This is a genomic window from Streptomyces sp. NPDC051567, from assembly GCF_044454165.1.
Taxonomy (GTDB): domain Bacteria; phylum Actinomycetota; class Actinomycetes; order Streptomycetales; family Streptomycetaceae; genus Streptomyces.
The window spans coordinates 23,138-46,551 of the sequence record NZ_JBITDK010000023.1 but is presented as its reverse complement, the minus strand read 5'-3'; the positions used below and the strand labels follow the sequence as shown (position 1 = coordinate 46,551).

Here is a 23,414-nt window from a genome sequence, read left to right as displayed (position 1 = left end):
CGTTTGTGCTTCTCTGCCCCACGGTCAGCCGTATGGGGCTGTTTGTGCTGTTCCCATTCCGCTTGGTCCCCCACGGGAGTAGACCGCAGTGACCGTGCCCCGCCTCCTCAGTCCCCTCGTGCGTACGCGCGCCCGGCTGACCTGCACCCTCGGCCTCATCGTGGCCACCTTGACGGCAGCTCTGCTGACCTGGTGGCAACCCGACGGCCCACCACCGGTCCTGGACGCGGCGTCCGGTGACGCCCGGCCGGCGTCCACCGGTCCCCGTGACGCGGTGGCCGCCGCCGCCGAGTCCCGTCGGACCGGCGAGGACGTTCCGGTCGACACCGAGACCGATGCCACGACGCTGACCTGGGCCCAGCCCGACGGCAAACTGCGCACCCGGATATCCGCCGTGCCGCAGCGCGCCAAGAACACCGAGGGCCTCTGGGCCCCCATCGACACGAAGGTGAGCGACGACGCGAAGGCCAGGGACGCCGACGGGCTCACCGTGCGCCCGGCCAACGTGCCGCTGCCGGTGCGCTTCGCCAACGGGAACGAGCCCGCCGCTGGTGACCCCGCCCAGTCCCCCGCCACCACGCCCGGCGTGACCACGGCCCGCCCGGCCGCGTACGGTCAGGCCGCCGCGGCTCCCGCGAAGGCACCGGCACCGGCACCCGCCGCCCCGTCCGGGAAGGACCAGGGTGCGGGCGAGGACATGAGCGTCTCCGTCCTCGCCGAGGTCGACCTCGCGGGTCACACCGTGGCCTACACCTGGCCCGGCCCGCTGCCGAAGCCGGTCCTCGACGGCCCGCGCGCCCTCTACCCCGAAGTGCTGCCCGGGGTCGACCTGTTGCTCGTCGCCCGCCAGGACGGCGGCTTCGGCCAGGTGCTGATCGTCAAGACGAAGGAGGCGGCGGCCCACCCCGCACTCGCCACCGTCACGTACGGGCTGCGCTCCGCCACAGCCGTCTTCCGGCACGACCCCGAGGCCCAGCGCGTCGCCGTTCTCGACCCGGGGTCGGGCGCGGAGATCGGCTCCGTGCCCACCCCCTTCGCCTGGGACTCCTCCGGTCAGGACCCGCAAGCCGCGCAGGACCCGCAGGCCGTGCCCCGGACCTCCGTCGGCAGCTCCGCCGAGGTGCTGCGCCTGTCCGGCCTGGCCGGCATGGAACCGGGCTCCCGCCAGGCCCCGTTGCCGATCGAGGTCGAGGGCGACGGCACCTCCCAGGCGCGGCTGCGCCTGGACGTCGGGGCCACCGGCCTCCTGACGGACCCGGCGACCCGGTTCCCGGTCTTCGTCGACCCGACCATGCACAGTGGTGAGCAGGCCTGGACCACGGCCTACAAACCGCACCCGAACAGCTCGTTCTTCAACGGCACCAACTTCAACAACGGCACCCCCGAGGCCCGCGTGGGCTACGAGAAGGAGTCCGGTGGCACCGCCCGCGCCTTCTGGCGGATGGGCTTCGACGAACGCCTCAAGGGCGCCGCTCTCACCAGCGCGACCTTCCGCGTGCTCAACAACCACACCTGGTCCTGTACCGCGCGCACCTACCGTCTGTACTGGACCGGCCCCATCTCCTCCGGCACCACCTGGAACAAGCAGCCGGACTGGGCGACCCTTCAGGACGAGAAGGGGTTCGCCCACGGACGCACCGGCTGCGCCGACGACTACGTCGGCTTCAACGTGAAGGACGCGGCGCAGAAGGCCGCCGACGCCGGCGCGCCCGACGTCACCCTCGGTCTGCGTTCCGTCGTCGAGAACGACACGTTCACCTGGCGCAAGTTCAAGGCCGACGCCGCCGAACTCACGGTCGTCTACAACCGCGCCCCGGACGAGCCCGTCGACGGGACCATGAACCCCGGTGGGGCCTGCGTCCCCGGTACGGGCGCCGGTCAGATCGTGGCCAAGGCGAACCTGGTGCTCTCGGCCAGGGCCACCGACGCCGACGGCAACCTCACGAGCCTGCGCTTCCGGTTCTGGAAGGACGGCGACGCCGTCCCGGCGGGCACCGTGGTCACCCCGCAGTCCGACGGCCGGGCCTCGACCACCGTCCCCTCCGCCACCCTCGTCGACACCGGCTCCTACTCGTGGGACGTGCGGGCCGAGGACTCGGAGGGCGCCGCCTCCGCCACCTTCCCGGCCGGTGACCAGCCCTGCCGGGTCACCGTGGACGCGAGCGGCCCGCCCGCGCCGGCGGTGACCAGTGCCGTGTTCAAGCCGGCCACCCCGGACGGGGCGACCTGGGCGACGGTCCGCTTCGGACAGACCGGCGCGGCCACGTTCACAGCGGCCGACGCCGTCAAGTTCAGCTACTCCTTCGCGGGCCTGAACATCAAGGAGGTACCCGCCGTCAACGGCACGGCCACCATCCCCGACCTCAAACCCACCCACTCCGGCCCGGTCGCGCTCCTGGTCCACGCGTACGACGCGGCGGGCAACCGCAGCCAGCGCACCGACTACCTCTTCTACCTGCCGCCGCGCCAGGAGGCCGACGGCCCCGGTGACGTGGGCGGCGACGGCCGCGCCGATCTCCTGGCCATCGACGCCGAGGGCAACCTGCGCACCTTCCCCGGCGACGAGCGGGGCGAGATGTACGGCTCGCTCGCGGCCTCGTACACCTCCGGCGGGCAGCTGAACCCGCCCGGCCACTGGTTCGACCCGGCCACCGGCAGGACCGCCCTCATCACCCACCGGACGGACGTGTATCCGGGCGACGGGACCACGGACCTGTTCGCGCGCATCCCCGACGGCAGCTTCTGGATCTACCCCGGCGACGGCTACGGCAGCTTCAACGTGGACAAGCGGATACGGGTGAAGGTCCCCGCCGGCGTGCCGAACCCCGACCAGTGGACCCAGATCATGGCGGTCGGCGACCTGACCGGCGACAAACTGCCCGAACTGCTCCTGCGTACCGGCACCGCGTTCTGGGCCCTGGAGGGGTACACCGGCGGCGCGTTCCAGAAGGCGACGCTCATGAACCCCGACGTGTGGGGCCCCGACCGCGAGCTGCTGACGGTCGGGGACATCGACCTCGACGGCAAGGCGGACCTGGTGTGGCGCAGCCCGGGGACCGGCAACCTCTACCTGCGGTTCGGCAAGCCGGGCACGGCCCCGGGCAGCACGGACCTGCTGTCCATCGCCACCGCCGGCGCCTCCCGCGACAAGGCGGACGTGAACTACGGCGCCGGCTGGACCAAGGCCAGCATCCCCCTGGTCATCAGCACCCCGGACGTCAACGGTGACCGCATACCGGACCTGTGGGCCAAGGGGTCCAACGGCTACACCTGGATCTACCACCCCGGGGCGAAAGACACCGGCGTCGCCGTACAAGCGGTGCTCGGCACGGAATGGTCGGGCATCAAGGCGTTCGGCTGATCCCGGCGCCACATCCACCACCCCATGACTCCCGAAGGGGACGGGACGACGACGTTGTCCCGTCCCCTTCGGGAGTCTTCACCGCATTCGAGGATCGACGTGATCTCCCACCTGATGCGACGCGCACGTGGCGCACTCGCCGTCACTGTCGTCACCAGCGCCCTGCTCATGGTCACCACGCCGGCCCGGGCCACCCCCGCGCCGGCCCTGACGGCCGTCGGCGCGATCCTGATCGACGGCACCACCGGGGCCACTCTCACGGCCAAGAACCCTGACACCAAACGCCAGATGGCGAGCACCACGAAGATCATGACTGCTGTGGTGGTGACCACACTGCCGGGCGTCGACCTCGAACAGAAGGTCACCGTCAAACAGGCGTATCTGGACTACGTCTACCTCAAGGGCGCGAGTTCGGCCCAGTTGAAGGTCGGCGCCACCCCGACGGTCCGCCAGCTCCTGTACGCGATGATGCTGCCGTCCGGCTGCGACGCGGCCTACGCCCTCGCGGACACCTTCGGCGCGGGCACGACCATCGCGGCCCGCACGGCGGACTTCATCGCGCGGATGAACGCCGAGGCGCAGGCGCTCGGGATGACGAACACGGTCTACGACTCCTTCGACGGGATCTCGCCGACCGGCAACAACCTCACCACCCCGCGCGACCTCGCGAAGCTCACGCAGCGCGCGATGACCGGCGCCCTGTTCCAGAGCCTCGTGAGGACCACCACCTACAGCACCGGCGGCACCTCCGCCCTCGCCAACTGGAGCAACAGCAACCTCCTGGTCCAGCCGCGCCCGGCCGGGTACGGGCACCCGGGAGCGATCGGCGTCAAGACCGGCACCACCACCGCCGCCGGCAAGTGCCTCGTCTTCTCCGTCACGCGCGACGGCAGGACGATCATCGGCGTCCTGCTGAACGACGAAGAGCGCTACGTCGACTCCATGGCGCTCTCGGACTGGGCCCTCGGCCCGGCCGCCGGCTCCAGGGCCGCCCTCCGGCGCGGCGACACCGACCCGATCCCCGACGTCCTCGACTGATCCTGTCGCGTCAGGCGGTGGACACGGCTTCCGCGAGGCCGTCCACCACATCGCTCAGCCGGCCGCGGCGGCGGTGGGCGGCCCGTTGTTGGGCCGAGCCGCCGCCTTCGGTCCGTACCCGGTCCAGCAGGGCGTCGGCGAGGGACAGGTCGCCCGCGGCGGCGAGCCCGGGGGCCGCTTCCGCGCGCAGCCGGGTGATCAGGTCCCAGGCCGCCGCGCCGGCCCCGCTGACCGGGTCCAGGCCCTCGCCGTCCAGGCCGTGCACGGCCGCGCGCCGGTGGGCCTCGCTCAGCCGGGCGAACTCCAGGTCGGGGGCCGGCCTGCCCTCGGCCGCCTCCGCGCGCAGGGTGGCGGCGAGTCCTCGTACGAGGACCGCCAGCAGCACGACGGTGTCGATGCGGGCGTTCACGTCGGCGACGCGGATCTCCAGGGTCGGCACGTGCTCGGACGGGCGGGCGAACCAGTAGATCATCCGCCGGTCCAGCACCGCTCCGCTCCGTACGAGCGCGTCGGCGACCCTTTCGTACGCCGCCTCGTCGAGGACCGGGGCGGGCCCCACGGTGGGCCAGCGGGCGTGTTCCACCGCCCGCCAGCTCGCGTACCCCGTGTCCCGGCCCCGGTCGAAGGGGGAGTTGGCGGCGAGCGCCTGGAGCGAGGGCAGCCACGGGCGCATCCGGTTGGCCAGGTCGAGGGCCTCCGCGCGGCTGCTCACCCCGACGTGGACGTGGCATCCGCACACCACCCGGTCGTAGTTCCCGAGGATCGGCGCGACGTGCGAGGCGATGCTCCGGTAGCGCGCGTCGCGGGTGACGGTCAAGGCGCGCTCGGGGCGGATGACGGTCGTTCCGGCGGCCAGCAGCAGGCATCCCTCGCCGGCGGCGGCGCCGACCAGTTCGGCGCGCAACCCGGCCAGCTGGGCCCTGAGTGCGGCGGGGCTCGTCGTGGGGGTGGTGCACACCTCCACCTGGGCGGTGAAGAACTCCGGCTGGACCAGCGGGCCGAGCGTGCGCGAGGCGGCCTCGATGACGCGCGGGCCGCGGCCCACCGGGGCCCGGGTGTGGCGGTCGACGAGCAGGAACTCCTCCTCGACCCCCATCGTCAGCACCTCGCCCCCGCCGGGGACGTCCGCGCGCGGGGCGGCGTGCGTGCGGGCCGCGCCTTGGTGATCGGCGGTGATCGGCGTGGATGCGGTCGGTGACATCGGAAGGCCCCTCCGTCGGTCGAGGCCGACCGCCCGGGTCGCTCCGTCGTACGTCGTCCGTGGTCCCTCGTTCTTCGGGCGGTCGGTCGTGCGTTCGGGTCGCTGTAGAGACGGATACCCCTCGGGCCGGGGCTCACACGGGGTCCGGCCGTCATGGGGGTTCCGGGACGAAGGGGAGGTAGTCCGGCTCCGGGCCGGAAGGGACCACCGTGCAGCTGGCCTCGGGCAGCTCGTTCCAGACGCCGGGCAGGTCCCCCAGCGGTTCGGAGACCACGATGCGGGTCGCGTCCGAGATCTCGCGGAGGTAGTCCAGTTCCGGGTGGAGGTGGCGGACGGTGTCGGCGCGGCTGCTGTAGAAGAGCGACCTGGATTCGCCCCCGCTGGAGTAGCGGAAGGCCCAGACCCGCTCCCCGTCGCTGACCGCCACCGTCATCTGGAGCGGCTGCGGCACGCCGTGTTCCTTGCCGAGCCGCTCCACGAGCCCCGCCATCCTGGCCACCGCGCCCGGGACGTCCTGGTCGAGTCCGAAGGTGACCGCCAGGTAGAACATCACCTCGGAGTCGGTGGACCCCTCGATGGACGGGAAGAGCGCCGGGTCCACGGCCATGCAGAGGTCCCGTTGCAGCCGGTGGAAGTCCGCGATGGCGCCGTTGTGCATCCACAGCCAGCGGCCGTGCCGGAACGGGTGGCAGTTGGTCTGCTGGACGGCCGAACCCGTCGACGCGCGGACGTGTGCGAAGAACAGCGGGGAGCGGACGTGCGCGGCGAGCTCGCGCAGGTTGCGGTTGTTCCAGGCCGGTGCGACGTCCCGGAAGACGGCCGGGGTGCCGTCACCGTCTGGGCTGTACCAGCCGATGCCGAAGCCGTCGCCGTTGGTCGCTTCGGCGCCCATCCGGGCGTGGAGGCTCTGGTTGATCAGGGAGTGCTCCGGGCGGTAGAGCACGGCGTCGAGCAGCATCGGTGAACCCGAGTAGGCGAGCCAGCGGCACATGCGCACCATCCCCTTCGCGGCCTGATCCGAGACTAACCCCGCGACCGTGCTCCCCGCCGGTCCGGAGCCGTCCGGGACCACCTGTCGGCCGGGGCCCGCACCAGCCGATCGAGGGGTCGAACGACTGTTCGTGAGCCTGGGCGCGGGCCCGACGGCACGGGCGGCGCGCGCACCTCCGGCGGACGGAAGGTGCCCGGACCGGCCGGGGCCGGTCCGGGCGCCGCCGTCCCGGAGGGCGGTCAGCAGCCGCTGGTCATCCAGCGACAGGCGGTGATCAGGGCGGCGGCGTGCTCCTCGCCGCGGGCGTCCTCGGTGCGGACGTCCTCGGGCAGGACCTGCAGGGCGTCGATGTCGTACTCGGTCATGGTGGTCTCCTTCGTCGGGAGGGGATGCCGGGCCCGGGCGGGCCCGGCCTGCCGGTGGCCGGTGGCCACCGGAGACTCAGGGGTGGGCGCGTCCGCCCTCGGGCAGCCAGGCGCGGGGCCCGCCGCACCGCATGCGCAGCAGCAGCGAAAGGCTTCCGGCCAGGCCGTTGGCGTACTCGGCGAGCACGGCCTTGCGGTTCTCGTCGGGGACCAGCAGCCGGCCGTCCCGCAGGACCGCCTGGGCCGCCAGGTGCTCGACCAGCAGTTCCGCCCCGGCGAGGTGGTGCTCGTCGCCCGTCAGCGCGGCGGCGTCGAGGAGGAATTCGGCGTTGCCCGCGAGCCCGTGGCAGGTGGCGGCCGAGTCGGTCACCCGGCCGGCCCGGACGGCGCGGGCCGCGCCTTCCACCAGGTCGAGCAGGACGTCGTCGCAGGCGCCGGTGGCCGCCCAGAGCCGGAGCAGGAAGGTGCCCACGCCGGACGAGCCGCTGCACCAGTGCCGGGCGAGGTCCGGGGAGCCGGAGAGGTGACGGGCGCGGTCGACGGGCCAGAGGGCGCCCGCCGGTCCGCGGCGGGCGGCGGCGGTCAAGGTGGTGCCGGCCTCGACGACGGCGGTGCGCAGGCGTTCCTCGCCCGTGGCCTCGGCCACGAGCAGCAGGAAGGTGGCGACCCCGGCCACGCCGTGCGCGAAGCCGTAGTGCCAGGAGCCGGCCAGGGCCGATCCGAAGTCCTCGGGGACCGGCCAGAAGACGCCTTCGGGGGTGCGCCGGGCCGCCGTCAGCAGTCCGTCCGCGGCCTGTGCGGCGCGGTCGAGGAAGCGCGGGTCGCCGGTGGTGCGCCAGAAGTGCAGCTGGGCCAGGCCCGATCCGGCGGCGCCGTGGCAGACGTCGGGGTTGGGCCACCGGACGGGGAGCGTCAGGGCGAGCGCGGTGGCGCGGTCGGCGAGGGCGGGGTCGTCCAGCGCGTGTGCGGCGTCGAGCAGGGCCCAGGCCGTTCCCGAGCGGCCGAAGTGCAGTCCGGGCAGGTTCCCGGGCAGTGCGTCCTGCCGGTCCGCCGTCCAGAGGGCGGCGGCCCGCAGTCCTTCGCGCAGCGCGTCCCGGCCCACGAGCGGTACCGGCCGCGGTCCGGCGTGGAGGTCGTCCCAGTGGCGCAGCGTCCGGGCGAGTACGCCGACGCCGCCCGCCGAGCCGTGCTGGACGGCCACCGGGTCGCAGGTCCCGCCGAAGGAGTCCGAGGCCCAGAGCCGTTCGGTGTCGTCCGGGCGCATGGTGGCCAGGAGGTGGGCGACGCCGTCGAGGAGCAGCCGGGTGCGGGTGTCCGCCGCTTCCGGCCGGTCCGCCCCGTCCGTCGGGCGGGCGGGGACGGGCGTCCGCGCCGGGACCTCGGGCGGGGGCGGCGCGTCCGCTTCCCGCCGCGGCGCTGGGGCGCCGTCGGCGTGCGGGTCCGGGCGCCGGGGCCCGGTGAGGAACCCCCGGGCCTCCTCCAGGCTCCAGCGGTCGGCGGGCTCGTCGCGCATCAGCCCCCGGACCAGCGGCGCGTAGCGCCGCACCAGGGGGTGGTCGCGGGCCAGCAGCTCCACGAGGTCGGCGAGCCGCTGCTCGTCCGGCCGGGCTCCGGCCGCCGGCAGGTCCGCGGCGAACAGCGGATCGGCGCCGCTCAGCGCGTGCAGGACGGTCGCGCCCAGGGCGTACAGGTCGGCGTCCGGCGCCGCGGCGGGCGCCACCTGGTCGAGGGCGCGCAGTTCGGGGGCGGTGTAACCGGGGGTGGCGCCGAGCACCCAGCGCTCGCCCTCCCGGGCCGCCATCTCCAGGTCGATCAGCAGGAGCCGGCCGTCCGGGGTGACCATGACGTTGTTGGGGTTGAAGTCGTGCAGGGTGACGCCCAGTTCATGGGCGGTGGCGACCAGCTCGATCAGCTGGCGGACCAGGGAGTCGGCCGTCCGGTCGTCCGGGCAGCCGACGCCGTCCTGGGCCAGGCGCCGGGCGACGGTCCGTCGCAGGGTCTCGCCCGGTACCGACTCGGCGGCCAGGAACACGCTGCCCTGCTGTTCGAACACCTCGACCAGCCGCGGGACCCGGTCCGGGTGGGCGCTGCCGAAGCGTTCCAGCAGGGCGGCCTCCCGGCGCAGCAGGTCCCGCACGTCCAGCCCTTCGAGGCCGGCTCCGACATGGGGGCGTGCCTGCTTCACGACGACGCGGGCGCCGCCCGCCCCGGTGTCCTCGGCCCGGAAGACCCCGCCCTTGTTGGAGTGCTGGATCGCGCCGCTCACCAGGTAGCGGTCGTTGAGCAGGACGGGCCTGGCCGTGGCCGTGCTGCGGGCGGGGGCGGCCGGGCGGCCGGGGAAGGGGTCGCCCGCCCAGGCCGGGGGGCTGAACCAAGCGTTGCGCTCGTCGGCGACCGGTCGCCCCTCGGGGTCGGTCAGCCGGGCGGCGAAGCCGCCGTCGGCGGTCAGTTCCCGGACGCCCGCGAAGACGCCGTAGCGGTAGAAGACCTGGCTGTCGCGCCGGTAGCGCCGGTCGGAGAGGACCGCGGGTCCCGGCAGCCCCACGGTGGCCCGGTGCAGTTCCTCGGCGAGCGTCCGGAACTGCTCGTCGTCGGACGGGTACACGGTGATGAACTTGCCGCCGCCGCTCCGGGCGAAGCGGCCCGAGGCCAGTGCGGCGACCCGGGCGGGGCTCCCCGCGAACTTGAAGGCCGACCGGTGGGCGATCAGCACTTCGGCGGACCGGGCCAGGGCCAGGGGGGCCGAGAGCGGGGTGGCCGAGACGTGGAGCTTCCAGCCCTGGGCGCGCCGGACGGCTCCGGCGGGGACGACGTGGCACCAGAACTCGCCCGGTTCGACGGTCCAGTCCGTCGCCCCGCTCCCCCGCGCCAAGGGCTCCGTCGCCGTTCCCGGTGGCGTCGCCGTCCCCGTCGCCGTTGCCGGTCGCGTCGGGGGCACGTGCCGGGCGATGACGGCGCGGACCACGTCGGGCAGCAGGGCGAGGTCCGCCGGACGTTCGGCGCGGGCCCGCCGGGGCCCGGGGCCGGACGGAGACGGAGTCTCAGGCACTGATGACACGCTCTTCGGCCTCGTCTTTCGCAACGGGTGGGCTTCCACGACGGGTGGACGGGAGGGGCGGGCCCCCGCGGGGCATCGGCGACCGACGACAACGCGGCAGGCGTGCGGTGCGGGCACTCCACGGTGCGGGCGGGACCGCGCGGACCCGGCCTAGAGCAGGGGCGGGAGGTACTCGTCGCCCCAGCTGGTGTCCGTGGGAATCCTGACGCCTGTCGAGGCGGTCGTTCCGGTCACGTTCCGGTGCTCCGCGGCAGCCGTACCCGGGCCGGTGTCCGTCGTGGCGGCGGACACGCCGCCGGCCAGCAGGACCGTGAGGAGGAGAAGACAGCGGGTGGCTGCGGGCATGGGACAGCTCCTGGACAGGGAGATCGTGAGGGCGAGGGTGGACGCCCGTGTCCGGCGGTTTCGTGCCGGTTCCGGCCGGTGCGGTGTGCCGCGGCCGACAACCAAAGGTTCGTCATGGCGGGTCCGCCTGGTCCAGCGCTTTGACCTGGCAATACCCTGCATGACACGAAAGTCGTAGGGCCGCATTCCGGGGGAATCACATGACAATCGGGATAAACCAAGAGGGGTTGCCTCGGCTGGACGCGAGGGCCGTCGCCGTCTTCGAGCACGTGCTGTCCCGGGGCAGCCTCACCCGCCGGCTGTCCGACGTGCCCGAGGCCCTCGGTCTGAGCCAGGAGGAGGTCGAGGGTGCCTGCCGCACCCTGCTGCTGCTCCGGCTGCTGCGGCAGGCTCCGGGCAGGCCCGAGGAGCTGATTCCGGCCAGTCCGGACGCCGCGGCGGCGGAAGTGGTCGGTCCGCTGGAGGCCCAGCTCGCACGGGCCGCGGCGCACGCCCAGTCCGTACGGGACGATCTGCACTCCCTGATGCCGCACTACCACGCGGCCCGGCGCGAACGGGACCGCCTCGAAGGCGTCGACGTGCTGCCCGACCTGGCCTCCGCTTCGGCGATGCTCACCGAGGAGTCGGCCCGCTGCCGGGAGGAGGTGTTCAGCATCCAGCCGGGCGGCGGGCGTACCCCGAACCGCCTCGGAGAGGCCATCGAGCGGGATCTCGCGATGCTGCGCCGCGGTGTCCGGATGCGCACCCTCTACCAGCACTCGGCCCGGCCCAGCCTCTCCACCCAGGGCTATGTGGAGACGCTCACCGAGGCCGGTGCCGAGTACCGCACCGCCGCCGAGCTGCCCGACCGGGCCGTGGTGTTCGACCGGACCGTGGCCTTCCTGCCCCGGCGCGCGAACGGCGGATCGGGCGAGGGAGCGGTGCTCGTCCGGGACCCCGACGTGGTCGCGTACCTCTGCCGGGTCTTCGACCAGCACTGGTCCTGCGCGACCCCGTTCCGGGGCAGCGGGGAGGCCGCCTACAAGGAGGTCGGGCACAGCCTGCGGCGGGCGCTGGCGGGGCTGCTGGCCGAGGGCGGCAAGGACGAGGTGATCGCACGGCGCATGGGCATGTCGCTGCGCACCTGCCGACGCCACATCGCGGAACTGCTGGAGGAGCTGGGGGCGGAGAGCCGCTTCCAGGGCGGTGTGCTCGCGGAGCGCGCCGGGCTCACCACGCCCCAGGACCCGGACGACGCCGGTACGGAGGCCGCACCGGCGTCGTCCGGGAACGCCGCCCGCCGGGTCGCGGCCGGGAGCTGAGTGCCGGGGCGGGACCACCCACCCCGGCACGGGCGCGGCGGGACACGGGCGCGGCGCGGACACGGCAGGGCACGGGCGCGGCGGGGTGGCCGGCGCTGGCCGATCGGGTGACGTACGGGCGCGGTCGGGCCCCTGCCGCCGCGGGCCTGGCTAGCGTGGGCGGGCGCCTCCCGTTCCCGCGCCCGTACCCGTACCCGAACCCCGTGGAGCCAGATCCATGACGACCGTCTCTCTCTCCTCCCTGACAGGGGACTACAGCATCGACCCGGACCACACCCAGATCGGGTTCGTGGCACGGCACGCGATGGTCACCAAGGTCCGCGGCGCGTTCAACGAGTTCGAGGGCACCGCCCACCTGGACGGTGACGACCCGGCCAAGTCCTCGGTGTCCGTCACCATCAGGACCGCGAGCATCGACACCCGCAACGAGCAGCGCGACGGCCACCTGCGCACCAACGACTTCCTGGACGCGCCCGCCTTCCCCACCATCACCTTCGTCTCCACCGGGGTGCAGCAGCTCGACGACACCCGTTTCCGGGTGACCGGTGACCTCACCGTCAAGGACGTCAGCCGGTCCGTCAGCATCGACTTCGAGTTCCAGGGCAGTGCCACGGACCCGTTCGGGAACCTGCGCGTCGGCTTCGAGGGCTCGGTGCCGATCAGCCGCAAGGAGTACGGCATCACCTGGAACGCCGCGCTGGAGGGCGGCGGTGTCCTGGTCGGCGACAAGGTGGTGCTGGAGTTCGAGGTGTCCGCGATCCGGCAGCCCTGACCGGGCCGCACCTGACCTGACCGGGCCGGGCCATGTCGGTCCCGCCCCGGTGTTCCGGTGTCGGCCACACTGCCCGGTGTGGCGGATACGCGCGGAAATCGGGACCGGGGTACGCAGCCGTCGGGTACGCGGTCGTCGGGGCCGCCCGGCCCGGCCGCCCGGTTTCCCGGGCTGGGCGAGGAGCAGGTGCGGGTGCTGCGCCGGGTGGGGCGGGAGTGGGGGCGGGTCTCGGCCGCTCCCGAGGTCTGGCGGCGCGCCCTGCCCGTGGACCCGGATCTCGGCAGCTTCCCTCCCCCGGCGGAGATCCGGCCGGCCCGGTTCGGCCGACTGGTGACCATCTCCCCGCTGGGGCCGCCGCCCGCGCGGGAGCAGGCCGGCACGGAGCTGCCGACGGGACGGCTGGAGCGGGCCGGGGCGCGGGTGCGGCGGGTGCTGCTGGGTGCGGCGCTGCGGAGTTCCGCCGTCGTGACCGAGCGGATGCGCAAGCTGCTGGCGCTGCCCGTGCTCTCCGCCGACGCGCTCTCCTCGGTCGCGTACGGTCCCGAGGCGATGCTCGCGGTCCTGGTGCTGGCCGGTTCGGCGGGTGTCGCGTACTCGTTCCCGGTCGCCGGGGCGATCGTGTTCCTGATGCTGGCGGTCGGGCTGTCCTACCGGCAGACGATCCGGGCGTATCCGCACGGCGGCGGCTCGTACATCGTCGCGAGCGACAATCTGGGCCGGGTGCCCGGTCTGGTGGCCGCGGCCGGGCTGATGACCGACTACGTCCTGACCGTGGCGGTGTCGATCGCCTCGGGGGTGGCGGCCATCACCTCGGCGGTCCCCTCCCTGGCTCCGGCGACCGTGCCCATCGGCGTCGGGGTGATCGTGCTGCTCCTCGCGGGCAATCTGCGCGGGGTCCGCCAGGCCGGAGCCCTGTTCGCCGCCCCGACCTACGCCTTCATCGCCGCGATGTTCGCCCTGATCGCCTTCGGTCTGGCCGACGCGGCCGGCCGGGGGTTCGAGCCGCGTCCGGCCCCGGCTCTGCCCGTCACCGAGACCGTCGGCCTGCTGCTGGTCATGCGGGCCTTCTCCTCCGGCGCCACGGCGATGACCGGTATCGAGGCGATCTCCAACGCGGTCCCGGCGTTCAAGCCCGTCGAGTGGCGCAACGCCCGCACCACGCTGACCTGGATGGTGGGCCTGCTCATCGCGATGTTCGCCGGGATCGTCGTCCTGATCCACCTGACCGGGGTGGTGCCGGGTGAGGGGGAGACCGTGCTCTCCCGGCTCGCCCATCTCGGTTTCGGCTCGGGCTGGATGTACGTCTTCGTCCAGGCGGCCACGGCGGCCGTCCTGCTGCTGGCGGCGAACACCGCGTACAACGACTTCCCCCGGGTGCTGTCCCTGCTGGCCCGTGACGACTACGCGCCGCGGGTCTTCATGCGGCTGGGCGACCGTCTCGCGTACAGCAACGGGATCGTCCTGCTCTCGCTGGCCGCCGCGCTGGTGTTCGTCGCGTTCGACGGCCTGACCGCTTCGCTGATCCCGCTGTACGCCGTCGGGGTCTTCCTCGCCTTCACCCTCTCGCAGGCCGGGATGGTCGTGCACTGGTGGCGGCTGCGCGACCGTCACTGGCGCAAGAGCCTCCTCTTCAACGCCACCGGAGCGGTGCTGTCGGCCGTGGTCTTCATCACCGCGGGCGTCAGCAAGTTCGCCGCGGGCGCCTGGGTGGCCATCGTCGCCGTCGCCCTGTTCCTGCTGGTCACCCTGGGTATCCGCCGTCACTACGAGGCCGCCCGCACGGCCCTGCGGCTCCGCCCGCACACCATCGAGGTGCCCGCGCACGCCGCGCGGGGGCCGGCGCCGGCGCGCCCGGAACGGGGGGCGGCGGGCGGGGAGCGGGAGGACGAGGAGAACCCCCAGGAGGTCCGCCACCTCTCGGTCGTCGCGATCGCGGCGCTCGACCTGGCCGGGATGCGCGCCCTCGCGTACGCGGCCTCGCTCCAGCAGCCCGTGCTCGCCCTCCACATCGGCCTCACCGACGAGGAGGCCGCGCGTTTTCGCCACTACTGGAACCTGTGGGGCGACCACCTGCCCCTGGAGATCGTCGTCTCCCCCTACCGGGCGACCGTCGCGCCGCTCGTCCACTACATCGAGGCGCTCCACCGGCAGAGCCCGGACCTCACCCTCACCGTGATCCTCCCGGAGATCGTCACCCGCCACCGCAGGCACCAGCTCCTCCACAGCCGCACCGCCACCCGCCTGCGCCGGGCCCTGCGCCCCCTCCCCAAGATCGTCATCACGACCGTGCCGTTCCACCTGCCGTAGGGGCGCTCACGCCGGGCACCCCGATGGGGCCGCGGGCGCGCGGGGTCGGGGCGGCGACGGCCATGACGGGCGGGCCGGGCCCGGGACGCGCATTGGTGTCACCGCCACCGTCTGTACCCACGTGAGCCAGGACGGGGAACTGCAGCGCCCGCCCGCCGGCTGACCGGCGGACGGGCGAGAGATGCCCCCTGCGGGGCTACGGCATGAGTTGGAGCAGTGTTACGGCACCGGCCAGGGCGCTCGTCCGGGTTCAGTGTGCACGCACACCAGGGGACGATGCGCAAAGACCATGAACTCGACAGCGTCGCGCACATCTGCTCCGATATCCCAGACCAGACCATCGAACCAAGAATAGACGCGGCCCGAGCCAGAGACATAGACATGCGCACCGCTCAGCCATCTGCAGAGCGGTGAAAAATCCTCTCCGTAGAGAGAACCCAGTCGCGATGCTTCTTCTCGATGCCGAACACCCCAGCCTGCCGAGAATTGAACAGGATCAGGATTCATGAAGTGGGCACCAGGATGGTCCACCGGCTGAACAGACAGGCCATACAGGTTCTTGTAGAGCTCGGAAACCTGCTCGCCGATGTGATATCCAGCCTCCCGGAGAACGCTCAGGATGTGTGTCACATCGACACTTCTGCCGATGCTCCACCCCGACTCCATCAGCGCATTCAGAACCTCAGGGCGCAGATCACCCGACTTGAATCCCGACATATTACTCAATTCCCAAGTTCACTTGCAGTCGAGCGCAACGCCCGCAGGGCCTCCCCTTGTCAAAGTGCTCCCATTCCCCATCGAGGTCGTCACTCACATGAACAACGTTCATCCTGCCTCCACGTGTTGCTGCCATCCCTTCGGCGCTGTACGCCTTGATCAAGCACTTCGTCTCGGCGCAGCCACCATGATGGTCGTTCTTCGGGTCCTTGAAGAGCTTGTCCATCTCGTCCGGGACCGCGAGCTGCTCCGCATTGTGTGCCCGGTACGTCTTGCCAGTCGGAGAGGTGTATTCGGCCGCATAGTCAGCGCGCGCAATCTCGGCCTTGTCAGCGAACTCCTCGAAGGTCTCACCACAGTTGTGGACCAGGACGGCTGCCGCTGCCGCCAGCACATAGTACGTGTGGACGTTGGAGACGGTCAGGTTGTGGACCGTGGCGCCCTGGCTGGTGCGGCGTTCGACCGCGGTGACCTGGACGTGGGTGCCGGCGCTGGTCTGGAGCCACTGGCCGGGGTGGAGGTCGGTCGCGTCGATCCACCGGCCGAGTTCGGGGACCCAGAAGGGGTGGCCGTCGGTCGCGGTGACCTCGGCGGTCTTCGGGCCGTTCTCGCCGTCGGTGTCGATGGTGACGTCGACCAGGTGCTTGAGGCCCTCGCCCTTGATCGCGGCGGTGACCGTCTCCACCCGGGTCTCGCCCGTCTTCGGGTCGGTGGCCTTGACCTTGTCCCCGGGCTCGACCTCCTCGATCGGCTTGGTGGAGCCGTCGGCCATCAGCACCTTGGTGCCCGGCGTGAAGCTGTTGCTGGTCTTGCAGGAACCGCCCTCGCCGGCCTTGCCGGCGCTGCCGCTTCCGCTGGAGCCGCCGTTGTTGCGGGACGAGCCGCCGGAGGAACCGCCCGGCTTGCCCGCGCTCTTGCCCCCGCCGGATGCCTTGCTGCCGCCCCCCTTGCCCGCGGAGGCCGCGGACGACACCTTCGGGTTGGCCTTGGCCTGGGCCTGCTTCTGGACCGGGCTGCCGGTCTTCTTTGTGGTGTTGACCGCCTTGTTGCTGGTGGTGTTGACCTTCTCCGCGGCCTTCTTCTTGGCCGCCTGGGCCGCCTTCTTGGCCTTCTCGATCGCCGCCTTCTTGGCGGCCAGTGCCGCCTTCTCGGCCGCGCGTGCGGCGGCGAGGACGACCTCGGCCGCCTTCTTGGCCGTACGGAACGCCTGGATGGCGTCGATGGTGCGGCTGACGGCCTTCAGGACGGACGGGATCTTGCCGAGCTTGGTCCAGGGGATCGCCCCGATGATGAGGCTTCCGCAGGACCACATGTCACCGCCGAAGCAGGCCATGGCGTCGTTGATGCCGATGAAGTCCTTGAGCGCGCCCCAGGCCGCGGAGAGGATCACCGAGCTGAGCGACTTGCCCATGGTGGCCTGGGCCTGGGCGACCTGTGCCGCGCTGAGGCCCGCGCCCGCGAGGGCCGCGGCCCGCTCCGAGGAGGTCAGTGAGATGGACAGACCCGTCGGGTCCGACATCGTCACGGGGTTGTTGTGGGCGTAGGCGTACCCGTTGGACTGCAGCGGGTCGGCCAGGTCGAGAATCGGGTCGGCGGAGAGGAAGCGTCCGACGGCCGGGTCGTAGAGACGGGCGCCGAGCGGCGTGTAACCGGAGGCGTCGTCACGGGTCGCGCCGAGGAACCCGGTGTGGGTCTGCAGGTTGACTCCGGCGGTGCCGGCGCCGCGCTGGTTGCCGAAGGGGTCCTGCTTGCGGATCCGTACCTGCATCGTGCCACCGAGGGCGACCTCGGCGTACGTGCTGCCCTGCTGGTCCCCGGCGAGGGCGACGAGCGAGGACGCGGAGGTCCCGTAGGCGTAGCGCATGACCGCACCGCCGGGGGCCGGGTACGTGCGCTGGGAGTTGACCAGCACGCCGCCCTTCTGGACGGTGACCTTGGCCTCGCCCAGTTGCAGGGTGGCCTGCTTCCCCTGGATGGTCAGCAGGCGCCCGCCGTCAGGCCCGTAGATGTGCCGGGTCTGGTTCTGCGGCTCCCACCGCTGTGCGGTGGAGGTGGCGTCGCAGGTCGCCAGCACGATCGGGGTGGAGTTGGCGGTGGCCCCGTCCTTGGCGGTGACGCACAGGCCGGAGGGCACATGGGTGAGCTGTCCGGTCGCGTTCCGCTTCAGCTGCTGGGCGGCCGAACCGTTGCAGTTCTGCACCTGGACCGCCGAACCCGCCGTGTTCGCCGCGGGCTGGAGGCACCAGGTGTCGTACACGGACAGGGCGCCCAGGTTGGCGTCGGGCTGCCCCGGGGCCGAGGTGAAGGTGAAGTTCTGCGCGGCCGAGGCGTTGCAGGCGTGCAGCAGGATCGGCTGGTTCGCGGCCGGAACGCCGGACTTGAGGTCGAGGCACTTGTCCGCCGGGCCGACGTACGGGGTCTTCCCGCCGCTGCCCTGGCCCGTGATCCGGTCGATCTGGCCGTCGTGCGTCCAGGTGAGGTCCTGCCGGTCACCGCTCTGGATCGAGGTGACGGACTTGGTCTCGCCCGTCAGCTCGTAGAGGCGCTGGGCCTCGGACGTGACCTGGGCGCCCTCCGGGGTGACGTACTTCTTCGTGACCTTGGCGAGCGTCCGCGGCTGGGTGCCGTCCGCCTTGCCGTAGGCGTAGTCGCTGGTGGCATCCTTGGTGGCGTCGCCGGTGAGGTTCTTCTCCACCAGCTTGGAGCGGTTGCCGAGCAGGTCGTACTCGTACTCCTGCCAGTAGCCGGAGCTGTCCTTGCCCGCGGCCACGTTGAGGCTGCCGTCGGCGTTCTTCGGACCCGTGCCGCAGGACTCCTGGTCCTTGGAGGTCCATGCCTTCTTCAGCTGGCCGAGCGGGTCGTACGTGAAGCACTGCCGCTCCTCGATGCCGAGGGAGTGCTCGCGGACGCCGGTGACGTTGCCCGCGTTGTCGTACGCGTACGAACGGTTCGAGACGAGGTTGCCGCCGACCAGGGTCTTGTCCGCGGTCTGCTCGCGGTAGACCCGCTGGTCCTTGAGCTCGCCGCTGGCCTCGTCGTACGAGTTCTGGGTCCACACCCGGTACGGCTGGGCGCCGAGCGTGGAGCGCAGCACCTGGCCGTTGGGGGAGTAGATCGTCTCGGCCCCGTACCAGTCCTTGCCGGAGACGGAGAGCGGCAGGCCCTCCTTGTTGTAGCGGACCACGAGCTTCTCGGCGTCGAGACCGCCGACGGCGGGAAGCGTGGCCTCCTCCATGAGGCCGCCGTCGGAGTACGTGTACCCGTAGGTGTAGGAGGCGGGCAGACCCCAGGTGTCGGCGATCGGCTTCGGGAGGGTCAGGGTGGTGGAGGTCGGCTGGTACTCCGTCGTGTAGCCGTTGACCTTCTGCGTGTACGCCAGGCCGTCGGTGTGGCGCGTGGCCGAGGCGGGCATGCCCTTGCCGCCGCTGACAGTGTCGTACTCGAAGTCGGAGAGGACGGTGCCGTCCGCGCCGTTCAGGCGCTGCTGCTTGGGCCGGGACAGCTGGTCGTAGCCGTTCCAGACGGTGATGCCACGGGCATTCGTGACGGTCAGGGGACGGTCACGGTGGTCGTACGTGGTGCGTGTGGTGCCCGAGTCGGGGTCCTTGGAGGACAGCATCCGGCCGCGCTGGTCGTACGACCAGGACCACGGGCGGGTGGAGTCCTCGGAGTGGGTGGCCTGCTCCAGCTGGCCCCGCGCGTCGTACTGGTACCCCATCGACGTGTACCCCTTGGGGGCGGCGCCGTTGAAGGTGTCCACGCGCGAGGTGCGGCCCAGGGCATCCGTGAAGATGCGGTAGGAGGCCGCGCCGGCGGGGTTGACGACCGTGGAGTGGTCCAGGCCATACTCGTACTTGGTGGCGCGGGACAGGTTCTCCACCCCGCGCAGGACGGGCAGCTCCTGCACCACGCGGCCGAGGCCGTCGTAGGTGTACCAGGTGGCGTTGGGCACGGCCGTGTCGGCGAGCGGGGTGACCAGTTCGCCGTTCGGGGCGCCGTCGACGTGGTAGGCGTTTCTGGTCTGCCACACCTCGGCGGAGCTGTTGTACAGCGTGTCCGTGATCAGACGGCCGCCGCCGGTGGCCTGCTCCTGGCTCTGGCGCTCACGGCCGAGACCGTCGTAGAGCGTCACGGACGTCTCGACCCGGTCCCCGGGTCCGCGTGCGTATGTGGTGACGTACGGCGGCTTCCGGTCCGGGGCGGCCGGGTTGTACGCGGGGACGGTGTAGACGGCCTTGAAGTCGGGCACGGCCGTGCCCGACGGTGTGCGGCCGGGGGCCCATGCCTCGGAGAGCCGGCCCAGCGGGTCGTAGGCGGCCTCGCTGACCCGGCCGTTGGCGTCGGTCGTCCTGAGGGCGACGCCGCGGCCCGGCTCCAGCTCCTGGATCTGCTCGTGCAGCAGGGAGTTCTTCTCGGTGATCTTGAACGCCTGCCCGGTGGGCGGCTCGTAGGTGATCGTGGAGGACTTCTGGTCGGGGTCGGTGCGGCGCACGACACGGCCGATGTCGTCGAAGCCCGTGGTGCCGTCGCTCTGGAAGCCGGTGCCGTCGCCCTTGAGCGACCAGGTCTCGGTGGCCAGGCCCCGCGTCGAGCCGGAGAGCGCGGCACCGTACGCCTGGCCGTCGTAGGCGGTGCGGATACCGCCGCTGAGCGTCTTCAGGTTGTCGAAGGCGGCGTTCGCGCAGCTCGTCGGGCTGGTCCGGACCTGGCTGGTGAGACCGATGAGGTTCTTGCCGGTGTGGTGCGTGTACTCCATGGACGTGCAGGACTCGTCGCCGGTCTTGCCGGTGTCCCCGAAGAACTCGGTCCGCGTGGGCAGGCCGTGCACGGGCTCGTACGTCGTGCTGGACTCGACGACGCGCTCGGTGCGCTTGTCGTCGCCGGTTCCGGAGGACTTCGTCCAGGAGACCTGCCGGGGTTCGGTGACGCGCCAGGCGCGCAGCGCGTCCAGGCCCTCACCGCGGTTGCGCTTGGCGAGCTCGGTGGAAGCGGGGAACGTGACGCTGCGGGTGAGCCAGTCGGTGTCCGCGTCGGTGGCGTCGGTGTAGGTGAGCTCCTCGGCGACGCGGCCGGCGAAGGGCTCCTCGTCCTTGGCTATCTCGGCGCCGGTGATGTCCTTCACGGACACGGTGTCACCCATGCCGCGGAAGTAGCGGGTGACGGCCTTGGACTTCTTGCTGCCGATGGCGGGGTCTTCCGCGCCCGTGGTCACGGTGGTCTGCTCGAAGCCCGCGAACTGCGAGTACGTGCGCGTGGACTTCTTCGTGAACTCCTGCTCGGCCAGCTTCCAGCCCGGGTTCTTGTACGCGTAGCCGGTCCGGGTGGTGAAGGCTCCGTCGACGTTGGGGAGTTCCTCGATGCCGGCGACCACGTACTTGTGGAACCAGTCGATGTCCTCCTTCTCCGGGTCCGGGTTCCAGTACGCCGGGTAGCACAGACGGGTATTCGACTTGAGTGCGGCCGTCTCCGTCTTGCCGGGCAGGCCCGCGCCGGTGGCGCACTGTCCCTCGGCACCCTTGTAGGAGACGACCGTCTCGCCGCCGTACTCGTTGATGACACGGGCGACGCGCAGCCGGGAGAAGCCGGGGCGCGGGTCCTTGTCGCCCCGCCTGACGCGGTTGGGCATGTCCTCGGCGTTGGACTCGAAGCGCACCGCGTTGAGGTCGACCTTCGCGTCGGTCGTGCCCTTGCGGGCGTAGCCGGTGCGGGAGATCGACTCCAGCCAGAGGGCGGTGTTGGGGCCGGTCCTCAGGACCGGGAACTGCTGCTTGAGCCGGTACTCGTCCACCACCTGACGGGCGGTGGTGTCCGTGCGCCGGTGCGCCGATGTGGTGATCTTGTCCAGGCGCTTGCGCGACCAGAAGGACGGGCCGGCGTTCCAGCACTTCTTCTTGGACTCGCACCGCAGGTCGGCCGGGGTGTCGTACCAGATGCGGTACTTACCGGGGTCCTTGTCGGTGAAGTTGGCCTCGCTGCAGGTCAGCGGGGCCTCGTCGTAGCAGCGCTCGGCCACGGAGAAGTTAATGCGGGCCGGTGCGGCGGCGGTGAAGACGGTGTCCTTGCGCTGCCCGTAGTCGATGCGGGACAGGTAGCCGCCGCGGTGGTAGGAGACCGGGGCCTTGAAGTTGAAGTTCCGCGCGTAGTAGTTGGACTCGCGCTCCCACCACAGCGACATGGCGTTGCCCTGGACGTCCTCGACGTAGTCGAGGCCCCAGCGCCACGCCTGGGTGCAGCCGGAGTTCTTCCAGTCGCCCGCCTTGTAGCAGTCCTCGCCCGGGTGGTTGCCGTAGACGGGGACCGTCAGCACCGAGTCGGTCGTCGGGTCGTCGTCGGCGGTGTTCTCCGTGCCCTTGTCCGACCAGCCCGGCAGACGGTGCATACCGAAGTGGTAGCGGGTGCCGTCGCGGGTGGTGACGACCCAGTACTCGCCCTCCTCGTCACCGTTCTTCAGACCGGTGTTCTTGATCAGCTCGATCTTCGAGCCGTCGCCGTTCGCGGTGAACCAGGACTTCTTGACCTCGTCCCACACCAGCTCGGTGGTCATGCCGCCCAGGGAGAGGGTGGCGTTCTCCGAGCCGTGGCACAGGTCCGCGGTGCGGTGCGTGGCGTTGTTCGAGCCCGCCTTCTTGGAGTCCTGGCGGCAGTTGGCGTACGTGCGGGTGATGGAACCCGCGTTGTAGTCCCAGCCGTCACCGATCCACGAGGCCTGGTTGTTGGTGGCGGAGGTGCGGCCGTCCACGGACTGCGAGGAGTACGACAGCGCCACCTTCGGCATCAGACCGCCGGAGACCTCCGGCGACTGCACCTGGTAGGAGTACGTGAAGGCGCCGGAGGAGGAACCCGCGGACCACGCGCCCGCGGACAGCAGGGGTGTGGCGGTGAAGTCGCCGGAGGCCGAGGCGCCGGTGTCCAGTGCGCCGACGGCGCGTCCGCCCGCGGCGTTCGCCGCGTTCGCGGCCGGCACCGCCGCGGTGCGCGCCGAGGCGTCGCTGATCAGGGAACCGGGCTGGTCGCCGAGGAGTTCACGGACGGGGAGCGAACCGGAGAGGATCTTGCGGACCGGTTCGTTCTTCGCGGCCGTGGTGCGCGTGGGCGCGTTCTGTGCCGGTACCACCTCGACCGAGCTCGGTACCCGCTCGGCGATGTCGCCGTCGGCTCCGGCGGCCATCGCCTGGAGGCCGCCCTCGGCGGCGCAGTCGCCGGTGTCGGGCGAGTCGATGACGCAGTCGGGCAGCAGCACCAGGCCGAAGCGGTCGGCGGCCTGCGGACCGTAGAGGTCGGCGAAGGCCGTGGTGTCGACGCTGAGGGCGACCTCGGCCGCCGGGTCGACGGTGGCCGGCGGGATGATCTTCATGAGCATGCCGGAGACGCCCGCGGTCTGCGACGCCTCGGGGGCGCGCAGGTCGACCGTCCACTGTCCCGCCAGCGCCGCCGGGTCGCCGCCCTCGGGGACGCCGAGGGCCAGGGGCAGGTTGTTGGAGACGGGGACCGTGGTGCCGGGCTGGGTGTTGGTCAGGTCGGCGGTTCCGGTGTCCTGTTTCCAGGGGGTGACGGCCACGGGGGCGTAGGGGACCACCGGGACCTCGTCCGCGGTGGTGAGGTTCTTCTCGGCGGTGGTGTCCTCGCCGATCTTCTGGGCCTCCGGCAGGTCCGGCAGGTCCAGCTTGGTGTCCTCGCGCTCCATGCCGGGACCGGGCAGGGCTCCGGCCTGCCCGACCAGGGTCGTCACGGTCAGCATCGAGGACAAGAGGAGGACGGTCGCCGTGCGGCTGTGCCGCCGGCGCCGTCTGGCTGACTCCGTCATGGCTGGGCGACCACGCCCCAGCCATGGCAGCGGACTTGAGGCACGCATACTTTCGACTCCCACCCAGGACAGACAGACAACGGCTGAGGTGCGCAAACACCAAGGAGCGCGTGTCCGTTGCCTCAGATGCTTCAGACGCGCGCGTGCGCACTCT

General features: G+C 72.0%; 12 protein-coding genes. 5 read left to right on the top strand and 7 right to left on the bottom strand.

From position 1 onward, the window contains the following. Nucleotides 1-118 precede the first annotated feature (118 nt). Nucleotides 119-3,361 (top strand): DNRLRE domain-containing protein, encoded by a 3,243-nt coding sequence (locus ACIA5F_RS23060; RefSeq protein WP_399355866.1) that lies wholly within the window; start codon nt 119-121, stop codon nt 3,359-3,361. 114 nt (nt 3,362-3,475) lie between these two features. Next, nucleotides 3,476-4,399 carry a D-alanyl-D-alanine carboxypeptidase family protein gene (locus ACIA5F_RS23055; RefSeq protein ID WP_399355864.1) on the top strand — a complete coding sequence of 308 codons (924 nt, stop codon included), beginning with the start codon at nt 3,476-3,478 and terminating at the stop codon, nt 4,397-4,399. Nucleotides 4,400-4,409: 10 nt separating this feature from the next. On the opposite strand, the gene ACIA5F_RS23050 is transcribed toward ACIA5F_RS23055, so the two are convergent. The 5 genes from ACIA5F_RS23050 to ACIA5F_RS23030 all read right to left on the bottom strand — a co-directional run bounded on the left by ACIA5F_RS23050 (nt 4,410) and on the right by ACIA5F_RS23030 (nt 10,359). Further along, a complete protein-coding gene (locus tag ACIA5F_RS23050) occupies nt 4,410-5,600 on the bottom strand; it encodes a glutamate--cysteine ligase (RefSeq protein WP_399355862.1) in 1,191 nt (396 codons plus the stop codon). Between the two features lie 151 nt (nt 5,601-5,751). Beyond that, nucleotides 5,752-6,591 (bottom strand): class II glutamine amidotransferase, encoded by an 840-nt coding sequence (locus tag ACIA5F_RS23045; RefSeq protein ID WP_399355860.1) that lies wholly within the window; start codon nt 6,589-6,591, stop codon nt 5,752-5,754. A 239-nt stretch (nt 6,592-6,830) separates the two neighbouring features. After that, nucleotides 6,831-6,956 (bottom strand): hypothetical protein, encoded by a 126-nt coding sequence (locus ACIA5F_RS23040; protein WP_399355858.1) that lies wholly within the window; start codon nt 6,954-6,956, stop codon nt 6,831-6,833. Nucleotides 6,957-7,032: 76 nt separating this feature from the next. Then, complete coding sequence (lanL, locus tag ACIA5F_RS23035; RefSeq protein WP_399355856.1) at nt 7,033-10,005, bottom strand: class IV lanthionine synthetase LanL; 2,973 nt, start codon at nt 10,003-10,005, stop codon at nt 7,033-7,035. A 159-nt stretch (nt 10,006-10,164) separates the two neighbouring features. Next, complete coding sequence (locus tag ACIA5F_RS23030; protein WP_399355855.1) at nt 10,165-10,359, bottom strand: hypothetical protein; 195 nt, start codon at nt 10,357-10,359, stop codon at nt 10,165-10,167. Between the two features lie 200 nt (nt 10,360-10,559). Here ACIA5F_RS23030 and ACIA5F_RS23025 point away from each other — a divergent pair, with 200 nt between their 5' ends. The 3 genes from ACIA5F_RS23025 (at nt 10,560) to ACIA5F_RS23015 (ending at nt 14,739) form a co-directional block, all read left to right on the top strand. Further along, a complete protein-coding gene (locus ACIA5F_RS23025; protein WP_399355853.1) occupies nt 10,560-11,660 on the top strand; it encodes a hypothetical protein in 1,101 nt (366 codons plus the stop codon). A gap of 217 nt (nt 11,661-11,877) precedes the next feature. Further along, on the top strand, nt 11,878-12,432 hold the full coding sequence (locus ACIA5F_RS23020; protein ID WP_399355851.1) for a YceI family protein: 555 nt from the start codon (nt 11,878-11,880) through the stop codon (nt 12,430-12,432). 78 nt (nt 12,433-12,510) lie between these two features. Next, nucleotides 12,511-14,739 (top strand): APC family permease, encoded by a 2,229-nt coding sequence (locus tag ACIA5F_RS23015; RefSeq protein WP_399355849.1) that lies wholly within the window; start codon nt 12,511-12,513, stop codon nt 14,737-14,739. Between the two features lie 219 nt (nt 14,740-14,958). On the opposite strand, the gene ACIA5F_RS23010 is transcribed toward ACIA5F_RS23015, so the two are convergent. Then, on the bottom strand, nt 14,959-15,456 hold the full coding sequence (locus ACIA5F_RS23010) for an SUKH-3 domain-containing protein (protein WP_399355847.1): 498 nt from the start codon (nt 15,454-15,456) through the stop codon (nt 14,959-14,961). 1 nt (nt 15,457) lies between these two features. Then, complete coding sequence (locus ACIA5F_RS23005) at nt 15,458-23,194, bottom strand: ricin-type beta-trefoil lectin domain protein (protein WP_399355944.1); 7,737 nt, start codon at nt 23,192-23,194, stop codon at nt 15,458-15,460. Nucleotides 23,195-23,414: the final 220 nt, after the last annotated feature.